At 71.6% G+C, this 20,015-nt stretch carries 13 protein-coding genes; 6 read left to right on the forward strand and 7 right to left on the reverse strand.

All coding sequences use genetic code 11. The features are described 5' to 3' along the window. Positions 1-133: 133 nt before the first annotated feature. Genes radC through OV208_RS33805 form a run of 3 tightly spaced genes read left to right on the forward strand, consistent with a single transcriptional unit; the run spans position 134 to position 3,276 of the window. Positions 134-898: a RadC family protein gene (radC, locus tag OV208_RS33795; RefSeq protein ID WP_267578036.1), complete on the forward strand. Its 765-nt coding sequence runs from the start codon at positions 134-136 to the stop codon at positions 896-898. Next, the gene (locus tag OV208_RS33800) at positions 898-1,158 is read left to right on the forward strand and encodes a DUF3006 domain-containing protein (RefSeq protein ID WP_267578064.1); all 261 of its coding nucleotides are present in this window, start codon (positions 898-900) and stop codon (positions 1,156-1,158) included. The genes radC and OV208_RS33800 overlap by 1 nt, the downstream gene beginning before the upstream one ends. A gap of 60 nt (positions 1,159-1,218) precedes the next feature. Further along, positions 1,219-3,276 carry a RecQ family ATP-dependent DNA helicase gene (locus tag OV208_RS33805; RefSeq protein ID WP_420715070.1) on the forward strand — a complete coding sequence of 686 codons (2,058 nt, stop codon included), beginning with the start codon at positions 1,219-1,221 and terminating at the stop codon, positions 3,274-3,276. 24 nt (positions 3,277-3,300) lie between these two features. Here the strand turns inward: OV208_RS33805 and OV208_RS33810 are convergent, their stop codons facing one another. After that, on the reverse strand, positions 3,301-3,687 hold the full coding sequence (locus tag OV208_RS33810; RefSeq protein ID WP_324291437.1) for a hypothetical protein: 387 nt from the start codon (positions 3,685-3,687) through the stop codon (positions 3,301-3,303). Position 3,688: 1 nt separating this feature from the next. Then, the gene (locus tag OV208_RS33815) at positions 3,689-7,348 is read right to left on the reverse strand and encodes a tetratricopeptide repeat protein (RefSeq protein WP_267578038.1); all 3,660 of its coding nucleotides are present in this window, start codon (positions 7,346-7,348) and stop codon (positions 3,689-3,691) included. A gap of 90 nt (positions 7,349-7,438) precedes the next feature. On the opposite strand from OV208_RS33815, the gene OV208_RS33820 reads away from it, so the two are divergent. Then, on the forward strand, positions 7,439-7,858 hold the full coding sequence (locus OV208_RS33820; protein ID WP_267578039.1) for a hypothetical protein: 420 nt from the start codon (positions 7,439-7,441) through the stop codon (positions 7,856-7,858). Between the two features lie 335 nt (positions 7,859-8,193). Here the strand turns inward: OV208_RS33820 and OV208_RS33825 are convergent, their stop codons facing one another. Both OV208_RS33825 and OV208_RS33830 read right to left on the reverse strand, forming a co-directional pair. Beyond that, positions 8,194-9,162 (reverse strand): SDR family oxidoreductase, encoded by a 969-nt coding sequence (locus tag OV208_RS33825; protein ID WP_267578040.1) that lies wholly within the window; start codon positions 9,160-9,162, stop codon positions 8,194-8,196. Beyond that, the gene (locus OV208_RS33830; RefSeq protein ID WP_267578041.1) at positions 9,159-10,013 is read right to left on the reverse strand and encodes a lysophospholipid acyltransferase family protein; all 855 of its coding nucleotides are present in this window, start codon (positions 10,011-10,013) and stop codon (positions 9,159-9,161) included. The genes OV208_RS33825 and OV208_RS33830 overlap by 4 nt, the downstream gene beginning before the upstream one ends. 93 nt (positions 10,014-10,106) lie before the next feature. Here OV208_RS33830 and OV208_RS33835 point away from each other — a divergent pair, with 93 nt between their 5' ends. Next, positions 10,107-11,537 (forward strand): DUF2252 family protein, encoded by a 1,431-nt coding sequence (locus tag OV208_RS33835; RefSeq protein ID WP_267578042.1) that lies wholly within the window; start codon positions 10,107-10,109, stop codon positions 11,535-11,537. Between the two features lie 21 nt (positions 11,538-11,558). Here the strand turns inward: OV208_RS33835 and OV208_RS33840 are convergent, their stop codons facing one another. The 3 genes from OV208_RS33840 to OV208_RS33850 all read right to left on the reverse strand — a co-directional run bounded on the left by OV208_RS33840 (position 11,559) and on the right by OV208_RS33850 (position 14,621). Next, positions 11,559-12,506 carry a polysaccharide deacetylase family protein gene (locus OV208_RS33840; protein WP_267578043.1) on the reverse strand — a complete coding sequence of 316 codons (948 nt, stop codon included), beginning with the start codon at positions 12,504-12,506 and terminating at the stop codon, positions 11,559-11,561. Between the two features lie 10 nt (positions 12,507-12,516). Then, the gene (locus OV208_RS33845; RefSeq protein WP_120545288.1) at positions 12,517-13,227 is read right to left on the reverse strand and encodes a glycosyltransferase family 2 protein; all 711 of its coding nucleotides are present in this window, start codon (positions 13,225-13,227) and stop codon (positions 12,517-12,519) included. 80 nt (positions 13,228-13,307) lie between these two features. After that, a complete protein-coding gene (locus OV208_RS33850; protein WP_267578044.1) occupies positions 13,308-14,621 on the reverse strand; it encodes a protoporphyrinogen/coproporphyrinogen oxidase in 1,314 nt (437 codons plus the stop codon). A gap of 229 nt (positions 14,622-14,850) precedes the next feature. Between OV208_RS33850 and OV208_RS33855 the strand changes: the two genes are divergently transcribed. Continuing rightward, complete coding sequence (locus OV208_RS33855) at positions 14,851-19,938, forward strand: tetratricopeptide repeat protein (protein ID WP_267578045.1); 5,088 nt, start codon at positions 14,851-14,853, stop codon at positions 19,936-19,938. The last annotated feature ends 77 nt before the right edge of the window (positions 19,939-20,015 follow it).

The following is a 20,015-nucleotide window of genomic DNA, read 5'->3' on the forward strand; positions in this document are numbered from 1 at the left end:
GCGGATGGAGCACCGCTGTCCGTCCCGGGTCCGGGCCCCTTCGCGCGAGTCTGGACGGGCCTCACCCTTCACGCAGGAGTGGGAGGTCGGGGCACACGCCTTGCTCTTCACCCAGCACGTGGAGGGAGGCGGGATGGAACAGGGTGGCGAGGCGTGGGAGGGGTCGGGAGATGGGGCATCCACGGGCGGCGGGTCGGTGAGGGCCCTCACGGAGGACGCGCGCGAGCGCCTCTTCCGGCTGGGCGCGGAGGCCCTCACCGACCTGGAGTTGCTGGGGTTGTTGTGGACGGAGGGGCCCAGGAGCACGGCCCTCCAGGACGCGGGCCTGACGCGGGGTGGGCTCAAGGCGCTGGTGCAGGAGGATCCCCGGACGCTGTGCGCGCGAAGGGGCGTGGGCCCGGCCCGGACGTCGCGGCTGCTCGCGGCGCTGGAGCTGGGGCGACGCGCGCAGCGCTCCCCGGAACGCCGTCCCAGGCTGCGCACGCCGAAGGACATCCACGCGTACCTGACGCCCACGCTGGGCGCGCTCCGGCGCGAGGTGTTCCACGTGCTGTGCTTCAACCCGCGCAACGTGCTGGTGCATGACGCCCGGGTGGCGGAAGGGACGCTGAGCGCGTGCCCGGTGGATCCCCGGGAGGTGTTCGCCGCGGCGTTGTCCGCGCGGGCCACGGCCATCGTGCTCGCGCACAACCACCCCTCGGGGGACCCCGAACCCAGCGTCCAGGACGTGGGCCTCACCGAACACCTGGCGCGCGCGGCGGGGCTGCTGGGCGTGAAGCTGCTCGACCACGTCGTCGTGGGGGACGGCGCCTACGTGTCCATGCTGGAGCGCGGCTTGCTGCCGGACAGCGAGCGGGAGGGGCGACGCAAGTGCGGCACGCCGGGCGGGGGCTGGTGATGACGGCCGGGGTGCTGCTGGGGGTGGGCGCCAGCCCCGTGCAGGTGGAGATGCTGGAGGGCTCACGGGCCCGGGTGGTGCGGAGCGAAAGCGGGCAGGCATGCACGGTGGAGCGTTGGAAGCTGCCGCCGGGTGCGCGCGAGGGGGACGTCATCGTGGACGGCCGCCTGGACCTGGAGCGGACGGAAGAACTGCGGCGGGAGGTGGCGCGGAAACGGGCCGCGCTGGCGGTTCCTCTTCCTCCGGGGCTCGAGCTGTGAGGTGGGGCGCCGGTGCCCACGACAGGGATAGGCGTTGACGGCCGACCCAGGATGATGAACATGCGCGCGATGCTGGAGTCCCTGCCCTTCCTCGAAGATGCCCAGCGGGGACTGGTGCGGTACTTCGGCCTGTCGGAGTTCCGCCCAGGCCAGGCCACCGTCATCAATTCGGTGCTCAGTGGCCGCAACACCGTGGTGGTGATGCCCACGGGCGCGGGCAAGAGCCTGTGCTACCAGTTGCCCGCGCTGCTCCTGCCGGGCATCACGCTGGTGGTGTCGCCGCTCATCGCGTTGATGAAGGACCAGGTGGAGCAGCTCACCGCGAAGGGCATCCCGGCCACCTTCATCAATTCGTCGCTGTCGGACCTGGAGCGGGCGGAGCGCCTGCGCAAGCTGCGCGCCCGGGAGTACAAGCTGCTCTACGTCGCGCCGGAGCGCTTCCGCAGCACCAGCTTCCTGGAGCTCATCTCCGAGCTGGGCGTGGAGCTGTTCGCCGTGGACGAGGCGCACTGCATCTCCCAGTGGGGCCACGACTTCCGGCCGGACTACGCGCTCCTGGGACAGGTGCGCAAGCGGCTGCGTCCCCCGCGCACGGTAGCCCTCACCGCCACGGCGACGCCGGAAGTGCGCGACGACATCGTCCGCGTGTTGTTGATGAAGGAGCCGAGGGTGTTCGCCCAGGGCTTCGACCGGCCCAACCTCTTCCTCGACGTGGTGAACGTCAACGGGGACGAGGAGCGCCGGCAGGCCTGCGCGCAGTTGGCGGCGAAGGGCGGCAGCGGCATCATCTACTGCTCCACGCGCAAGGCCGCAGAAGGGATGCACTCCGCGCTCGTGACGCGCAAGGTGCGCGCGGTGCTGTACCACGCGGGCATGGAGGACGACGCCCGCCGCCGCGCGCAGGAGGACTTCATGTCCGCGAAGGAAGCGGTGGCGGTGGCCACCAATGCCTTCGGCATGGGCATCGACAAGTCGGACATCCGCTTCGTCGCGCACGCCAACATCCCCCGGGCGGTGGAGGCGTACTACCAGGAGATCGGCCGCGCTGGCCGGGACGGCAAACCCGCCACGGCGGTGCTGCTGTTCAACCACGCGGACGTGTACACGCAGGAGCGCCTCATCGAGGGCAGCCACCCGTCCGAGTCCGTGCTGTCGGACGTGTGGTCGGCGCTCCAGGGCGTGGAGGAGTTCGACCGGGGCGTGCACGCGCTGGCGGGCATGGTGGGAGCCAGCGAGTTCGAGGTCTCCGCCGCGCTGAAGATCTTCGAGCGCGAGGGCAAGCTGGAGCGCGGCGGTCGCGGCGAGGGCGAGTACGGGCTGACGTTGACCGACAAGGCGCCCACGGCCCAGCCACACGCGCCGGAGACCCAGCGGCTCTTGCGCTCGCTGCTGGAGACCTTCCCCGTGGGACGTCAGGCCACCACGGAGTTGCCCATCCTCGCGCGGCGCACGGCGCTGTCGGAGGAGGAGGTCCGGCACGCGCTGGGCCTCCTGGAGAAGGCGGGCGTGGTGTGGGTGCGCAAGCCCTTCGCGGGGCGCTCCATCCGCGCGCTGGAGCGCGTCCCGTTCCGCGAGCTGAGCGTGGACCTGAGCCGGGTCCGCACGCAGGAGCGGCACAACCTGCTGATGCTCAAGCGGATGACGGACTACGCGTACACGCCGAAGTGCCGGCGCGCGTTCATCCTCAACTACTTCGGGCAGGCGGACGCGGCGACGGTGTGCGGGACGTGCGACCGGTGCGCGGGCAGCATGATGCCCAAGCCGTCCGGGTCGTCCTCGCGCACCGCGCCCACCGCCTCCGGCGTGTCCGGAGCTCCGGTGCGGGTCTACAGCGAGCTGGCCTCCACGGAGCTGCGCCGCTGGCGCAAGGACCTGGCGAAGGACCTGGGGGTCGCGCCCTTCATCATCTTCAACGACGCGACGCTCCTGGGCATCTCCGCCGAGCTGCCGGTGGACCGGGAGTCCTTCCTCGCGGTGAAGGGCACCGGGGAGAGCCGCTGGGAGCGCTTCGGTCCCAAGGTGGTGGAGATCTGCCTGATGGCACGCGCCGCGGGCCATGAGCCGCAGGTCTCGCCCGTGGCTCCGCGCGTGCGCAAGTCGAAGCTGCGCCGCCCTTGAGGCCCGCTACCGGGCCCCCGGCCGTCAGCCCTGGGGAGGGCCGCTCTTGTTGCCAGCGGCGCGCAGGACGGCCCACCGCAGCACGGCCATGATGGCGCCGACCACCAGCGCGAGCAGGAAGATGACCGCCACGGTGACGACGCCGAAGAGGACGCGCACGCCCAGCTCGGAGATGCGGCCATCGAAGTACGCCACGCGCAGCGGCCCCAGGGCGTGCACCAACTCCAGCGCCCGTGCCGGCAGGGAGTCGAGCGCCATGGACAGGCGGTCCACCGTCGGCGAGCGGGACCTCTGCCGGAGGAGCTCCACGACGGTGCCCACCAGCAGGTAGAGCACCGACAGCAGGAAGGCGTTGCCCCACATGACCTGCAGCAGGGGGGAAGACGGGGGCCGCTCGCGCACGTCGGTCACGCTATCTCGACGCCCGGCGCTTGAGGAGCGGAAGGGACTTCTTCACGCGCTTCGCATCCGGTGAGTCCCCGGCGAGCCGCAGGAAGGCCTCGTAGGACTCCACCGCCCGGGGCAGCTCCGCCGTCTCGCGCGCCAGGACGTCCGCCAGCGCCAGGTGCGCCATGCCGTCGGTGGGCTCCAGCTCCACCGCCTTGGCCAGCGCCTCGCGCGCGGGAGCCTCCTGCCGCTGCTTGAAGGCCACCAGGCCCAGCGCCAGGTACGCCCGGCCGTTGAAGGGGGCCAGCTTCACGGCCTCGTCGGCCGCCACCCGGGCTTCCTTCACCATGCCCGCGCCCAGCAGCACCCGCGCCAGCGTCATCTGGGCGAAGGCCTTGTCCCAGACGGTGGGCGCCCGGTCGGCCAGGTCCTGCAGCGTGCGCGACGCCCCACGGCCTCCGCCGGGAAGCTGCGCGTACAGCTCGCCCACGCGACCGCACGTCGCGTCAGGCCCTTCGCGCCGCGCCGCCGCGAAGGCCGCGTCCGCGCTCTCCACCTGGCCCTGGCGCAGGAACGCCTGGGCGATTTCACAGAAGGTGTTGGGGTCCTTGGAGTCCAGCTTGTTGGCGCGCTCCAACGCGGAGAAGCCGCCCTTCGCATCGCCGTTGCGGAACAGGAGCGCCGCGCGCAACCGCTGCCCTTCCGCGTCGTCCGGCGCGAGCTTCACCGCGCGGCCCGACGCCCCTTCGGCCTCCTTGCGACGGCCAGACTGGTACAGCGCCAGCGCGAAGCCCTTCTGCGCCGCCGCGCTGCCCGGGTTGTCCAGCTGCCACGCCTCGAACTGCTTCAGCGCCTCCGGCGTGCGGCCCAGCGCCAGGAGCACGCGACCCAGCGCATCGCGGGACTCGCCGTGCGCGCCGTTGCGCTCCACCGCCTGCGTCAGCGGCTTGAGGGCCATGTCCGGCAGGCCGCGCGCCAGGAGCAGCCGCCCCAGGGAGCACGCGCCCTCGTAGTCGCGGGGATCCTTCAGTGCCTCGTCGAACTGGGCCTGTGCCTTGTCGAGCGCGCGCTCGCGCCAGTACACCTGCCCCAGCGCCACGCGCAGGTCGGTGCGCGGTCGCTTGGCCAGCGCCTTCTCCAGCACCTCGCGCGCCTGGGCGCCGTTGCCTTCGTTCGCGTCCGCCAGCGCCAGCACCGCGACGGCCTCCGGCGGATAGCGGTCGTTCACGCGCGTGCGGGCCAGCTCCGCGCGGGCCTTCTTCCAATCTCCGAGCCGCGCGTACGCCGCGCCTCGCACCATCGAAACCTTGCGGCCCCCATCCACCTCCAACCGCTGCAACGCCTCGCGCTCGCGGTCGCGGTCCAGCAGCGTGCGCCCCAGGCCTTCCTTCGCGGCCTCGCTCTTGGGCTGCAGCTTCAACGCGGCCTCGTAGGCCTGCTGCGCGGCCTCCAGCTTGCCGGCGGAGCGGCCCGCGGCCCCGAGCGCCAGTTGGAAGTCCATGGCCAGCGGCCCCTGCGTGCCCTGGGCGAGCAGCACGCGCGACTCTTCGTACCGGCCCAGCGCGGACAGCAGCTCGCCGTGCACCAGCTGCTGGCGGGGCTTGAGCGCGGGGGGCAGCTTCGGATCCTTCGCCAGCGGCTCCACGTCCGCCAGGGCCGCGTCCAGTTCCTGCTCCAGCGCGAGCCGGCTCTCCGCCATGCCAATGCGAGCGGCCGGGTGCTCCTTGGAGGCCTCGCGAGCGCGCTTGAACATCTCCAGCGCCTGCGCGAAGTCCTCGGAGGCCAGGTAGTAGCCGCCCAGCGACACCAGCGCGCGGACGTTGCCCGGCGACGCCTTGAGCGCGCGGTCGAAGCGGTCCAGGGCCTTCGTCTCGTCCTTGGCCGCCAGGAGCAGGCTGCCCGCGAGCGCGTGCACCTCCGTCACGTCGTCCTGGGAGGCGAGCAGCGCGCGGCGCGTCGACTCACGGCCCCGCTCGTCCGCCACCAGTTCGTTGGTGGCGAGCACCAATCCAGCGAAGCCGTCCTTCACGCCCGGCTTCTCCAGGGCCTCCAGCGCCTGCCGCCGGTCCTCGGAAGCACCGCCGTGGTCCTGGTAGCGCAGCGCGTGCGCGTAGGCCGTGAGCGCCCAGGCCTGCGCGCTGGCTTCGTCCATGTCGCGCGCGCGGCCAAGCTGACGGAGCGCTTCGTCCAGCGACGCGCCCGTGTCCTGCGCCACCGCGCGCCGGGCCAGCTCCAGCGTTTCCGACAGCGTCTGGCCGCCCTGGCGGGAGCGGTAGAGCAGGAAGAAGCCCGCGCTCGCGCCCAGGAAGATGATCGCGACGAAGAGGGCCACGGTCTTCGTGCCGTAGCGCTCCAGGAGGGACTGCTTCGCCCGCTCCTTGGCGATCTTCTCGTGCATCTCGCGCTCGTACTTCGCGGCGAGCGCCTCCGTGTCCTTCGCGTTCGCCGCCGCCTTGTTGCGAGCGGTCGCCGCCGCCAGCTCCGTGGCATCCGGGATGTCGTCCAGCAGCGAGCGCTTGCCGCCCGCCGTCGTCGCGGCAGGAGCCACCGGAGCAGGAGCCCGGGGCCGCGCCGCTTCTGGGCCCGGAAGATTCCCGAGCAATCCGCCGCCCTGCGACGAAGAAGGCGCGTCGTCCGGAGCATCGGGGAGGTCCGCGAGCATTCCCGACGAGCGTCCACGACCGGAGCCCGAAGCCTGTGCCGGCGGGCCCACTTCAGGTCCGGAGCCCCGAGCGTCGGCCCCTGCCTGCGCCGCGCGACCGGAGCCCGGATCCGCCGGGACACCCTGAGCCTCACCCTCCGAAGGCTGATCCGACGCCCCATCCTGAGACCCAAGACCGGAAGCAGAGGACTCCTCCCCCTGCGCTTCGCGCCCGGAAGCCAAGGCCCCGTCCTGAGCCTCATGTCCCGAAGCCCCATCCTGAGCCTCACGACCGGAGGTCGGATCCGAAGCCCCATCCAGGGCTTCACGTCCTGAAGCCTGGGCTTCAGGGGACCCGGTCCCCATCCCATCCGGAGCAGATTCCGCCGAAGCTCGCGCGTCCGTCGCACCGACGGAAGCACCCGCCGCCGGGACCGTCCCGGACGCGGCGCTCTCCGAACCGCCCGCGGGCGTCTCCGTCCGGGCCCGACGCGGCTCCAGCCCCGCGGCCGCGGCGGCGCGAGCATCGAACGCGGACGGCTGGGCTTCCGCTGCCGGCGCCTGCGCTTCGTCGTCGTCCGGCGTCGCCGCCGGGACCACGAGCGTGCCCAGGTCCGCGAAGATGGGCGCGGGCCCGCCGGACAGCGCCTGCTGGGCCTGATCCAACCACTGCTTCACGCGCCCGTTGTTGGGCTGGAGCGCCACGGCCTTGCGAAGGATGGGCAGCGCCGAGCGGAACAACCCGCGCTGCAACAGCACCTCGCCAATGAGGTTGTAGGCGTAGGGGTTGTCCTTCTCGATGGCGATGGCCTGATCGAACTGCTCCATCGCCTCCGCGGGCCGGCCCAGGTGGATGAGGGCCTTGCCCCACAACACCCGTCCCACGGTGGACGTGGGGTGGTGGCTGACGCCCTGGGTGCACACTTCAATCGTGCGCGCCGCATCTCCCTTCTCCAAGAGCGCCTTCGCCAACTCCACGAAGACGGAAGAGGTCGGGTCCTGCCGGAGGAGCTGCTCGTAGCGCTCCACCATCGACTTGGCCATGTTGAGTCGCGACTCCGGTGCTCGGGCGGGGAGTGCGGACCATAGCACCGCCCTCGTTCCGCGCACGCGGCGGGTGGTAGCGTCCCGCACGTGAACCGCCTGCCTGCCCTGATGATCGCCCTGCTCCTCGGTGGGGCCTGTGCCCACACGCCGCCCCCCGGGGACCCGGAGACGCTCCGCCCCGCCGTGGAGGGCTTCCACAAGAACCTGCGCTGGCGCAACTACCGCGCCCTGTCCAACTTCCTCGTCCCCGAGGAGCGCCAGGACTTCGAGCGCAAGCGCCGCGAACTGCACGACGACCGCGACCTCACCGTCACCGACTACGAAATCGAGGACGTGAAGATGGCCGAGGACGGCAAGCGCGCCACCGTCCAAAGCCGCATCCAGTGGATGCGCCTGCCCTCCGCCTCCGAACAGAGCGACACCGTCACCTCGGAGTTCATCTTCCGGGACGGCGTCTGGTTGCTGGAGAAGCAGCAGGCGGGCCCGTTCGCGGGCGAGCTGGAGTAGCGAAAAAAAGTCGCCCACCGCCTCGGGGCCGGCCGAGACGGTGGGCGTCGAGGGTTCCCCAATGGAACCCCCTACCAGGGTGACGGTGTCGCGCGGTGTTGCTCAGGCCCGCTGCGACCTCGCCGTGTTGCCAGGTACATGAGCAAGTCGGGTGCCAACCTTCGCGCCCCCCTGCTCCGCCCCCAGCGCCCCTGGGAAATCAGACACTTGCGTATCCGGAACCCACCTCACCACCAAGCCCGCCCTGACAGCCGTGTCAGGCGCCCCCTGCCATTCCGCCACCGTCCCAGTGACATCCATGTCAGGGGGAGCGGCGACGGCCCATGGAAGTTCCTCTACTCGCCCACCACGGAGCGGATGGTGTCGCGCATGGAGTACCGGGCCTTCCAGCCCACGTCCTGGACCCACCGGTCGCCGTCCACGGCGCAGAGGAACTGGATGTGATCCAGCTCCGGGGGCGGGAAGTTGGCCAGGCGGTAGCGGAACATCAGGCCCAGGAGCGGACGGGCCACCGGGTGCGGCACGGGGATGGCGGTGTGGCCCAGCTCTCCCAGCACCGCGGACAGGGGCACCTGGCCGGGGCCGACGACGTTGTAGACGCCCTTGGGCTCCGGGCGCAGGGCCTCCACCATCGCGCGCGCCACGTCCTCCACGTGGATGAGCTGCACCATCGGGTCGAAGCCCGCGAGCGTCCACGGGTAGCGCAGCCGCAGGTAGTTGGACGGCGCGTTCTTGATGGTGGGCCCGACGATGTGGACGGGCCGCAGAATCACGGTCTCGATGTGCGGGTGCTTCCAGAAGAAGCTGTGCGCCAGCATGTCCACTTCGATGAGGTCGCGCACACCGGAGAAGCGGCTCGCGGCCATCAGCGGCGCGTCCTCGGTGAGGAAGTTGGAGTTGTCCGGACTGGGGCCGTAGACGTTGGCCGAGGAGAGGACGACCACCTTCTTCACGCCGTACTTCGCGCAGTACTCCAGGAGGCGCGTGGTGCCCACGACGTTGAAGGAGTGGTGCTCCTCCTCGCTCATGCGCGGGTCATGCATGATGCCCATGTGGATGACGGCGCGGACCTCGTTCTTGCGAAAGACGTCCTCCGCCTTCTTCTTGCGCAGGTCCATCTGGTGCATCTCGACGTCCTTCGGCCGGCCCGCGAAGGGGCGCCGGTCGATGCCGATGATGCGCTCGCGCTTGTGCAGCATCTTCGCCAGGGTGCGGCCCAGGTTGCCGCTGATGCCGGTGACGACGACGGCGGGCTTCTTGTGGTCCCCGCTGGACTCCTTCTCTTCCTCGTGCGGAGCGCTCACCAGAACACGCCCCGGCGTTCCTTGAGCCCCTGCTGGAGCATCGCCTGGATGGAGGCCTTCACGGTGCGCACCTTCTTGTCGAGTTCACTGTCCTCGTCATCCGCGCGGCCGGTGAAGTGCAGCGCGTCTCCGAAGTAGATCCGGTACTTGGTGGGCAGCGGAAACGCCGCGCCCGTGGGCGTGATGGGGAAGGACGGCATGCCCAACAGCTTCGCCAGGGGCTTCAGGTTCATCAGCGCGGGGGCCTGCTCCTCCGCGCCCACCACGGCGATGGGGACGATGGGCGTGTTCGTCTCCAGGGCCAGGCGCATGAAGCCCAGGCCGAACTCCTGGAGCTGGTAGCGCTGGGGCCACAGCTTGTTGAGGCCGCGCGTGCCTTCCGGGAACACGAGGATGGCCTCCTCCGCGTCCAGCAGGCGGCGGCAGTTCTCCGGCGTGCCGACAATCTGGCCCACGCGCGCCATGAAGGTGGAGACGTAGGGCAAGGACGGCACCCACTTCTCCACCATGCTGCGGATGGCGCGCGGCGGAGAGCCCTCCACCATCAGGGCGATGCCAATCATGGCGCCGTCCATGGGCAGTTGGCCGGAGTGGTTGGACACCAGCAGCACGCGCCCGGACGGGATGCGGTCCGCGCCGTAGGCCTCCACGCGGAAGTAGTGGCGGTAGAGCCACAGGAACGGGGCGATGGCGGCCAGGCTGTAGTCCAGGTTGAACCCGAAGGGGTCCACCCCGTACTCGTTCTCCGTCCGGGCCAGGCCCTGGAGCTCACCGGATTGTGCTTCGCCCGCCATGCGCTCGGTCCAGCCGCGCAGGCCCTTCTTCACCTTGTCGCTGAAACGCTCCAGCATGGGCTGGCTCCTTAGCATCCCGGCACGCACACCGGGAGTGGGCCGGCAACCCATGCCGCGCTTCTGACGATAACCTGTCGGAAGGTGTCCCCCATGCGCATCCCGCCCAAGCCCCAGCCCCCCTCCCGGACGTCCGCTCCTGGCTCCACCGTCGCGGCAACGGTGTTGACGCTCGCCTCGGCGGGAGGCGCGGCGGGGCGGATGAACACCCCCAGCGACTTCCAGCCCCGGGCGCCCACGTCCCGCACCGGCGACACCGTGGCCGCGCCCACCCCGGTGCTGGCCCGCGCCGCCACGTCCGGCCTCGCGCGGGAGCCCTCGCAGGGGGTGGCCTTCGTGCGCGACTTCAACGCGAAGCTGTCCCTGCCGCCCGCGCGCCTGAAGGAGAAGCTCGCGATGATGCGCGAGAGCCCCTCCGCGATGTTCCGGGCGATGCCCGCGCTCTTCCATGCGGACCTCCGGGGCCCGTACGCACAAGGAGCGAAGCTGGTGGACCGGCCGGCCCCGGCCATCCTCGTGGTGGGCGATGCCCACGTGGGCAACCTGGGCACCTTCCGGGGACCGGAGGGCAAGGCGGTGTGGGGGCTCAACGACTTCGACCAGGCGGGCACCGCGTCGCCGGAGGCGGACCTCACGCGGCTGGCCACCAGCGCCGTGCTCACCGCGCGCGAGGCGGGCCTGTCCGCCGGGGAGCAGGCCGAGGCGGTCAAGGCGCTCGCGCAAGGGTACTTCGAGACGCTGGAGCTGCTGGCGGACGGGGATGCGAACCCGGGGGCCTTCCTGACGAAGAAGGAGTCGTCCGGGCCGGTGAAGGACCTCATCGACCAGTCGCGCGACACGTCGGCGAAGGACCTGCTGGCGAAGTACGTGAAGCTGGATGGCGCGAAGGGGCCCCATTTCCTCACCACGGACACGCTCAAGCCGCTGGACGCGACACGGAAGGCCGCGGTGCGCACGGCGCTGGCGTCGTACGAAGCGACGCTGAAGGGCACCGAGGGCGTGGCCGTGCCCCTGAAGGTCCTGGACCTCGCGGAGCGCCTGGACGCGGGAGGGAGCAGCTACGGCCTGGAGCGCGACTACGTGCTCCTGGGCGCGAAGGATCCGAAGGCCCCGCCCGTGCTGCTGGAGCTGAAGGAGCTGCTGGCCTCCGGCGTGGGTTCTCCCCCGGCCCCCGCGAACGGCGCGGACGTGGTGAAGGCGCAGAAGGAACTGGCCGGCGACGCGAACCCGCTCACGGGCGCGGTGCCCCTGGGCGGCCGGGCCTTCCTCGTGCGTGAGGTGGAGCCGGAGAAGGGCAAGCTGGACGACGGCGCTCTCTCCAAGAAGAAGGGGCTGCGCTCCACCTTCGAACAGGCGGGCGTGGTGCTGGCCCGGGCGCATGGCCACACGCGGGAGCAGGCCACGCGGCTGGAGTCCTGGGTGGGCGGCGACACGCGGGAGGCCACGAAGCGGCTCACCGCCTTCGCGCAGGCCTATGCGGATCAGGCCGAAGCGGACTGGAAGGCCCTGAAGGCCGCGCGCTGATCCGCGCGCCGCGACGTTCCCTCAAAGCGTCGCGGAGAGCTGCCCCGCCGCGTCGCGCAGGGTGGCGACGTCGAAGTCTTCCTTGAGCCACTGGAAGATGCTGCGCAGCCGCTCCTGCTTCTTCGCGGCGCTCACGCGCAGGTCGCGCTGCTGGCGCACCAGCTCCGGCGGGATGCCATCCTCCGCGTCCAGCACGTCCACGCCGTGCAGCTCGAAGTTGAAGAAGGCATCCGCCCGGCACGCCCGGTACGCGGCGCGCATGGTGCCGCGAGGCAGCGTGGTCGCGAACGTGCCGATGAACGGGAAGCGCACCACCGGCGTCACCGTCATCGGCAACTCCACCACCGCGCCCGTGCCCCGACGGTACGGCTGCGTCGGATCCGGCCGGTACGGCCCGCGCGGCGCGAGCAGCACGCGGGGCGTATCCAGCACGGAGCGCGAAGGCCGCCCCAGCGCCGCGAGCGCCCCCATCACCGCCGCCTTCGCAGCGTAGTAGGGCGCCGCCGGGAACGCGGAGGACCCGTACGTGTACCCCTGCGCCACGGTGGCCGCGTACAGGTCCGCGTTCAGCGTGTAGCCCGGGGCCCGGAAGCCGGAGGGACGCACGCCGGTGGCCTTCAGGATGGCAGCGTCCGCGCGCGCCAGGTCGTCCGCGATGGCGTCGGCACCGCGCCGCGTGAGCGCGTAATCATGGGCGTGGCTGTGGCTTGCGACCTCGATGCCCGCCGCGTGGGACTGCCGCATGCCGGCCGCCGCGCCGGGGTCCGCCTCCAGGTCCTCCCCGATGGCGAAGAACGTCCCCGGTACTCCGACGGAGGCCAGCAGGTCGCGGAAGCGGGGCACCGCCACGCGGTGGATCAACGTGCGGGCCCGGTCGTCCAGGAGCGACTCGGGCAGCCCGTGGATCCGGCAGTAGTGCGGCAGCGAATCCAGGTCGACGGAGATGGACGCCAGTCGCGCCGCCGGCATGGGTCGCTCCTCAGGTCCCGCGGACGCGGATGACGTAGAACAGCTTGCCCACGTTCTTGAGCACGTTGGGCACGCGCTTGAACAGGTGGATGGACGGCTGGCGCTTCTCGTGGAGCTGGATGGGGATCTCCATCACGTTGAGCCCCTCGCGCCACGCGCGGATGACGAACTCGCTGGCGAACACGTCCATGTCCACCACGCACTTCTGGATGACGGGCAGCAGCGCTTCGCGGCGGAACGCCTTCAGACCGTGCGTGTCCGTGCCCTGGAAGCCCAGCGCCACGCGCAGCAGCTTGTTGTGCACCCGCGTGGCCGCGCGGCGGATGAGGGGGCGCTGGTCGCTCGCGCCCTTGGCCGCCTTGGAGCCCACGACCATGTCCGCCTCACCGCGCTCCAGACGGGGCAGCGCCGCGTCGTAGAAGGTCAGGTCGCACAGGTCGATCTCATCACACACCACGTAGGTGCCACGGGCCTTGAGGATGCCCTCCTTCAGCGCCACGCCGTAGTTGGGCGTCTCCGAGTGGAACCAGCGCAGGCGCGGGTTCTTGGCGCACAGATCCTCCAGGATCATGGGCGTCGAGTCGCGCGAGCCGTTCTCCGCGAAGATGATTTCGTAGTCGAGCCCGCGCGCATCCAACCCCTGACGCAGCTCTTCGGCTGCCTGGGCGATGATGGACTCTTCGTTGTAGACCGGGATGACGACGGAGAGGTGCAGGGCCATGGGTCCAGAAGAAGCGAAAGGTAGGCCTGGGGCCTAGCACGGCCCCAACCCACCCGTCGACAAGGAGATGACCCCTCGCGTCAGCCGTTCAGCGTCCGGGCGCAGGCCCGCCCGCCCAGGATGGCGTCCTCCATGGACGAGTACTCCCACTGGCCATAACGCCCCGCGGTGAGGATGCCCGCGTGCTCCAGGAAGCGGGCGACCTCCGTCTTCGCCGGTCCGTACGCCTCGTCGTAGAGCACGTACGCGTTGGGGATCTCCCGCGCCCGGGCGAAGAGGATGTCGTCCTTCGAGTGGATCATCTCCGAGCGCAGCAGATCCTCCACCGCCTTGCGCTCCGCGTCCTCCAGCGACAGCTCGCCGTGGTGGCTGAACTCGACGGAGAAGCTGGCCGTGTCCGAGGGGGCCAGGGGCGCGTACACCGCCGAGGGCGAACCGATGCGGTACGCATGGAACTCCGGCTCCGGCAGGTAGATCCAGTGCCAGGGCTGACGGTTGGCGCCCTTCGCGCCCACGCACACGTACGTGACGGTGAAGGCCCGCAGGCGCTTCGCCGCGGCCTGCACTTCCTCCGGGACCCCGGAGGCGCCGCGCGAAATCAACTGCACCAGCGTGGGCAGCGCGATGGAGGACACGAGCCCCGAGTAGCCTTGCGTGCGCCCGTCCGACAGCACGACCTGCTTCGCCTTCCAGTCAATGGAGACGGGCTCGGTGTGCACGCTCAATTCGCCGCCGCGCAGGTGCTGTTTCATCGCGCGCGCCAGGCTCTCGATGCCGCCCTCGCGCGGGTAGAGGAACGACGCGTTGTAGCCCAGCTGGTCGCTGCCGGCGCCCAGCGCCCCGTCGACGACCTCCTTGAGGGTGGGACGCGGCACGAAGCGGCCCACCCAGTTGGCGGACATCTCGCGCGGGTGCACGGTCCACAGCTTCTGGTTGTAGGGCAGCATGAAGTTCTTCGCGAAGCCTTCACCCATGTAGCGCAGGATGAACTCCTCGAAGTTGACCGGCTCGCGCTCGCGCAGGGCCCGGCCCTTCTCGCCATAGATGGCCTCCACATAGCCAACCAGGTTCTCCGCCACGACCTCCGGCGGCAGCCCGTGGGTGTTCACCTGGTAGGGGAAGCGCGTGAAGGTGCCGCGCGAGTACACCGCGGCGCGGCGCTGGATGCGCACCATCTGGTCGGGGAGCCAGAGCGTGTTGACCAGCTCCTGGATCTCCGGGTCGCGCAGGTGGAGCCAGTGGCCGGTGGGGTCGAAGTAACACCCGTCGATGACCTCGGTCTTGATGAGGCCGCCGACGCGGTCCGACTTCTCGATGAGGCGCCAGGGGCGCTTGAGGAAATGCGCGGTGGACAGGCCCGCGAGGCCCGCCCCGAGGATGACGATGGGATCCATGCTCCGCCGGGTCTACCACCTCGTCCGGGGGGCTGGAAAAGGAAGGCACACTGCCGGTAGGGGCGTGCGCCCGCCCTCCTGGCCGCCCGGGTGACGACTCGTCGCCCGAGGGGCGCGTTCTTTCCGGGCTTGAAACGGCTCTGCTAGCCTGCACGCGCCGCGCGGACCATCGCACCGCCCATTCATTGCTGCGCGTGCGCGCGCCAGCCGGTCTCGTCGAAGGAAAACAATGAAAGTCTCCTGCCCGTCGTGCCAGACGAACTACAACATCGATGACAGGCGGATCCCGCCCGGGGGCGCGAAGCTCAAGTGTGCCCGGTGCCAGACCACGTTCCCCATCAAGGCCGATGGCGTGAGCGCCGACGCCCCCGAGGCCGCGGCCCCCACCGCGCCCCAGGCCGCCGCGATTCCGCTCCCGGGCACCGCCGCACCCCAGTCCGCCGCCATTCCGCTCCCGGGCAGCGCCGCGCCGCAGTCGGCCGCGATTCCCCTCCCGGGCAGTGCCGCCCCGAAGTCCGCCGCCATTCCGCTCCCGGGCAGCGCCGCGCCGCAGTCGGCCGCCATCCCGCTGCCGGGTAGCGCCGCCCCCAGGTCGGCCGCGATTCCCCTCCCGGGCAGTGCCGCGCCCCAGGCCGCCATCCCGATGGGCGCCGGTCCTTCCGCCTCCGCCGCGATTCCCCTCCCGGGCAGCGCCGCGCCCCAGGCCGCCGCCATTCCGATGGGCGCCGGTCCTTCCTCCGCCGCGATTCCGCTTCCCGGGAGCGCCGCCCCCAGGTCCGCCGCCATTCCGCTGCCGGGCAGCGCCGCGCCGCAGTCGGCCGCGATCCCGATGGGCGCCGGTCCTTCCTCCGCCGCGATTCCCCTCCCGGGCAACGCCGCGCCCCAGGCCGCAGCCATCCCCCTACCGGGCAGCGCCGCCCCGAAGTCCGCGGCCATCCCCATGGGTGCCGGTCCCTCGGCCCCCGCCGCGATTCCCCTCCCGGGCAGCGCAGCCCCCCAGTCCGCCGCGATTCCCCTCCCGGGCAGCGCAGCCCCCCGCGCCGCCGCCATCCCGCTCGGTGCGAGCCCCACGGCCGCCATCCCCCTGCCGGGCAGCGCCGCGCCCCAGGCCGCCATCCCGATGGGTGCCGGCCCGTCGTCCTCGGCCATTCCGCTGCCCGGTGCGGCGGCCCCGCGCTCCGCAGCCATTCCGCTCCCGGGCAGCGCCGCGCCTCCCGCCGCCATCGCGCTGCCGCCCGTCCCTTCGGACGATCCGTTCTCCTTCGACGATGAAATCCCGCCCGCCGCGTACGCCTCACCGGGCGTGGCCGCGCCCCGGGCCATCTCGCTCGACGCCGGACCTTCGGCGCCGGTGGCCCTCCCGGATGACTCGTTCAGCTTCGACATGGACGCCGCGCCCCAGGCCGCGGCTCCCATGGCCGCGGAAGACGACTTCTCCGAGGTGGGCAGCGGCGAGTTCTCCTCGCTCGACACCAGCGACTTCGGCGAGCGCGAGGACGTGACCCGCGTCGTCAGGCTCCCCGTCCCCACCGACGCCTTCCGCGAGCCCGCCGCCTACGGCACCCAGGAGCCCGCCGGCACCGCGCGCGACTTCGACTTCTCCGAGGACCCCGTCGCCCCCGCCGACACTGGCAGCGACTTCGGCAGCACGCCCGATTTCGGCAGCACGCCCGACTTCGGCAGCACGCCCGACTTCGGCAGCACGCCCGACTTCGACTTCGCGGACGGCGACAACCTCCCCGTCCCCGCGCAGCCCGCGGCGGAGGACGCGTTCACCTTCGACATCAACGACCCGTCCAACGCCCACGGCCCCGCGGCCTCGCGCCCCCAGCCGCAGACGTACGGCTACGGCTCCGAGCCCCAGGTGGACGCCTTCGCGATGGCGCCGCCCTCCGCCGAGCCCGAAGCGGATCCGTTCGGCCTCCCGCCGCCCTCCGACTACGCCCAGGCGTCCGTCCCCGACGCGGACCCCTTCGCCCTGCCCCCGCCGCCGGCCTCCGGCCCGTCGGCCTATGACCTGGGCGACCTGCCCTCCGCGGGCGAAGACCCCTTCGCCCTGCCGCCCTCGCCCGGCATGGACTTCTCCGACCTGCCCTCGCCCGCGTCTCCCCAGGCGATGGACTTCTCCGACCTGCCCTCGCCCGCCGCGTCCCAGGCCGTGTCCTTCGACTTCGCGGAAGCCCCGGTCCCCGCGTACGGCCAGTCCCCCATGCCCGAGGGCGACCCGTTCGCGGTGGACTTCTCGTCGCCGCCCGCCGGAGCGCCGCCCGCGACGGACTACCAGCTCGACTTCGGCGACCCCGCCCCGGCCGCGCCGCCCTCCCGCGTCAACCCGGCGACGGACTTCGGCGACGTGGACTTCGGAGACCCCTCCCCGTCCACGTCCCCGCCGGTGGGCCTGCCGGACGCGCTGGAGTTCGACCCCACCGCCGCCCCCGTGGATGACCTGGAAGCGGACCTCTCCGCGCCGCTGCCGCCCCCGCCCGCCGCGGGGCCCACGGACGGCCTGGAGATGCTCAGCTTCATCGACGACGCCTCCGGCAAGGAGGCCGGCGGGCGCATCCAGGTGAAGCGCTTCCACGTGCGCCGCCGCTCCGGGAAGATGTTCGGCCCGTTCGAAGAGGGCGTCATCGTCAAGATGCTCGAGGACGGACAGCTCCTGGGCAACGAGGACGTCTCGTCCGACTCGGAGAGCTGGTCCGCCATCGGCACGGTGCCCATCTTCGCCACCGCCATCCAGCGGCTGATGGAGGGCCCCTCCAAGGCCATCCCCGTCGCGACCTCCGCGGCCCAGCCCGGCTCGGAGACGGCGGGCGGCACGGAGCCCGCGAACGGGCAGGCCAGCATGGAGCGGCTGCGCCAGCTCTACGAAGGCCGCATGGCCGCGGTGTCCGTCGTGGACCGCAGCGCCGCCGACCTCAAGTGGAAGAAGCGCATCCCCTACCTGGTGGCCGCCGGCGTGTCGGTGGTCGTGCTGGGCACGGGCCTGAGCTTCGAGGCCAGCCGCTACGGCGCCTTTGGCCGCAACAAGTTCTTCCCCGCCAGCGTGTCCTCGGGCTCCCCCCAGGCGAAGCTCGTGGCGGAGGCGAAGCTGGGCCTCCTGAGGGACACGTACGCCAGCTACCAGGAAGCGCGCGACAAGAGCGCGCAGGTGCTCAAGGGCAAGGAGTACCCGGAGGTCCGCGCCCTCTGGTGCCAGTCGGTGGCCTACCTGCAGCGCCGCTACGCCGCCGCGGAGCGCGCCGACCTCAACAACTGCGACAAGCGGATGGAGGCCATCGGGCTGCTGGGCGAGAAGAACGTGGAGGTCATCAAGACGGCCGCCGGGCTCGCGCTCAATGCCCGCAAGGGCGCGGACGTGCAGGCCCGCCTGCAGGATGCGTACAGCCGTGAGGACAACCAGGGCGACCTGGAGCTGGCCTTCCTCCTGTCGGAGGCCTACGCGCAGAAGAAGGACGACGCCAATGCCATCGCGACGCTGAAGAAGGTGCTGGAGCGGGACGCGAAGTCCGCCAAGGCCCACCACGCGCTCGGCAACCTGTACCAGGCGGCGGGCAAGGCCGACGAGGCCGCCCAGGCCTACGCCGCCGCGCTCCAGGCCGACCCGCGGCACGCCGCATCCGCGGTGGAGCTGGCCGCGGTGGAGCTGTTGGTGCGCAAGGCGAACATCGAGCAGGGCGCCCAGGCCGTGGAGAGCGCCCTGAAGCTCCAGAACGAGCTGGGGCCCGCCGAGCGCGCCCGCGCCCGTGGCCTCAAGGGCGTGGCCCTCTTCCAGCAGTTCAAGCCCAAGGAGGCGGAGACCGAGCTGAAGGAGGCCCTGAAGGACAACCAGGACTCCACCTTCATCAAGGCGCAGCTCGCCCAGGTGCTGCGCTCGCAGCGGGACTACGACGGCGCGCGGCCCCTCTTCGAGTCGCTCGCGAAGGAGGACAACGCCAACCTGGAGTACGTGGACGGCCACATCACCTCGCTGGTGATGACGGGCAAGATGCAGGACGCGCTCACCGCCGTGGAGGCCGCCAGCAAGGGCTTCCCCAACGAGGCGCGCATCGCGTACCTCTTCGGCCGCATCGAGGACGCGCTCGACAAGCCCGTGGACGCGGAAGGCCACTTCAAGCGCGCCAACGCCGCGGATCCGAAGCTCGTGGACGCGGGCCTCTACCTGGGCCGCCTGTACCTGCGGCAGCACCGCAACGCGGACGCCCGGACCCTGCTGGAGGTCGCCGCGAAGCAGGCTCCGGACCACGCGGGCGTGCACGCGGGCCTGGGTGAGCTGGCGCTCGCTGAGAACAACAGCCTGCTGGCGCAGCAGGAGTTCGACCGCGCCGTGCAGTTGGACCCCAACCTGGCGGATGCCCACCTGGGCCTGTCGCGCGTGTCGCTGCTGGGCGGCGACGCGGCCCGCGCGGAGACGGAGGCCAACCGCGCCCTGGAGCTGGATCCGCACCTCCTGAAGGACGGGCGGCTGCAGCGCGGGCTCGTGCTCTGGCGGCTGCACCGGCTGGACGAGGCCGCGGCGGAGCTGGAGAAGGCCAAGCAGGAGGACCCCCGCTCCACCACCACCCCCATCACCCTGGGCGCGGTGCTGCTGGAGAAGGGCGACCTGCCCGGCGCGGAGAGCAACCTGGGCCTCGCGCTGCGCAACGAACCCTCCAACCACGAGGCGCTCTACTACCTGGGCCTCGTGCGCGCGAAGCGCTCCGAGTACACCCAGGCGCTCGACAGCATGAAGAGCGCGGTGGAGCGCGCGCCCAAGCGCCCGGACTACCACTACGCCTACGGCGTCATCCTGCGCGACGCGAAGAAGCTGCCGGAGGCCGTGGAGCAGTGGCAGGCCGCCGTGGCGCTGGACGCCAACTACGCGGACGCGCACGAGGCCCTGGGCCACGCGTTCCTGGAGAAGTCGGACTTCGACGGCGCCATCGCCTCCTTCGAGGCCGCGCTCAAGGCGGATCCGCAGCGCACGCGGGTGATGGGCGCCATCGGTGACACGCTCTTCAACGCCGCGCGCTGGGACGACGCCGTGCGCCGCTACCAGGCGGCCATCAAGGCGGACCCGAAGCTCACGTACATCTACTACAAGGTCGCGCGCGCCTTCACCGAGCAGGCCCAGCACGCCAAGGCCATTGACTGGTACCGCAAGGCCACCGCCGCCGAGCCCCAGAACCCGCAGCCGCTCTACTACCTGGGCTTCGCCTACAAGGAGCGCAACAAGCGCAAGGACGCCGTCTCCGCCTTCAAGGAGTACCTGGTGAAGAAGCCGGACGCGGCGGACAAGAAGGACATCGAGGACGAAATCTACGACCTCGAACACTGACCGGCCCCCCCGGGCGGGCCTCCGGGTCCGTCCCCAGGGGGACACGGCGGTCAGTCCGGGGGACGGGGTGCGTCCAT

This window comes from Corallococcus sp. bb12-1 (assembly GCF_026626765.1).
Lineage (GTDB): Bacteria > Myxococcota > Myxococcia > Myxococcales > Myxococcaceae > Corallococcus > Corallococcus terminator.

What these genes read in the sequence shown, in the direction of transcription:
- radC (WP_267578036.1), top strand. Translation starts at nt 134, where the DNA reads ATGGAACAGGGTGGCGAGGCGTGGGAGGGGTCGGGAGATGGGGCATCC.
- OV208_RS33800 (WP_267578064.1), top strand. Translation starts at nt 898, where the DNA reads ATGACGGCCGGGGTGCTGCTGGGGGTGGGCGCCAGCCCCGTGCAGGTG.
- OV208_RS33805 (WP_420715070.1), top strand. Translation starts at nt 1,219, where the DNA reads ATGCGCGCGATGCTGGAGTCCCTGCCCTTCCTCGAAGATGCCCAGCGG.
- OV208_RS33815 (WP_267578038.1), bottom strand. Translation starts at nt 7,348, where the DNA reads ATGGCCAAGTCGATGGTGGAGCGCTACGAGCAGCTCCTCCGGCAGGAC.
- OV208_RS33830 (WP_267578041.1), bottom strand. Translation starts at nt 10,013, where the DNA reads ATGCTGGAGCGTTTCAGCGACAAGGTGAAGAAGGGCCTGCGCGGCTGG.
- OV208_RS33835 (WP_267578042.1), top strand. Translation starts at nt 10,107, where the DNA reads ATGCGCATCCCGCCCAAGCCCCAGCCCCCCTCCCGGACGTCCGCTCCT.
- OV208_RS33840 (WP_267578043.1), bottom strand. Translation starts at nt 12,506, where the DNA reads ATGCCGGCGGCGCGACTGGCGTCCATCTCCGTCGACCTGGATTCGCTG.
- OV208_RS33845 (WP_120545288.1), bottom strand. Translation starts at nt 13,227, where the DNA reads ATGGCCCTGCACCTCTCCGTCGTCATCCCGGTCTACAACGAAGAGTCC.
- OV208_RS33850 (WP_267578044.1), bottom strand. Translation starts at nt 14,621, where the DNA reads ATGGATCCCATCGTCATCCTCGGGGCGGGCCTCGCGGGCCTGTCCACC.
- OV208_RS33855 (WP_267578045.1), top strand. Translation starts at nt 14,851, where the DNA reads ATGAAAGTCTCCTGCCCGTCGTGCCAGACGAACTACAACATCGATGAC.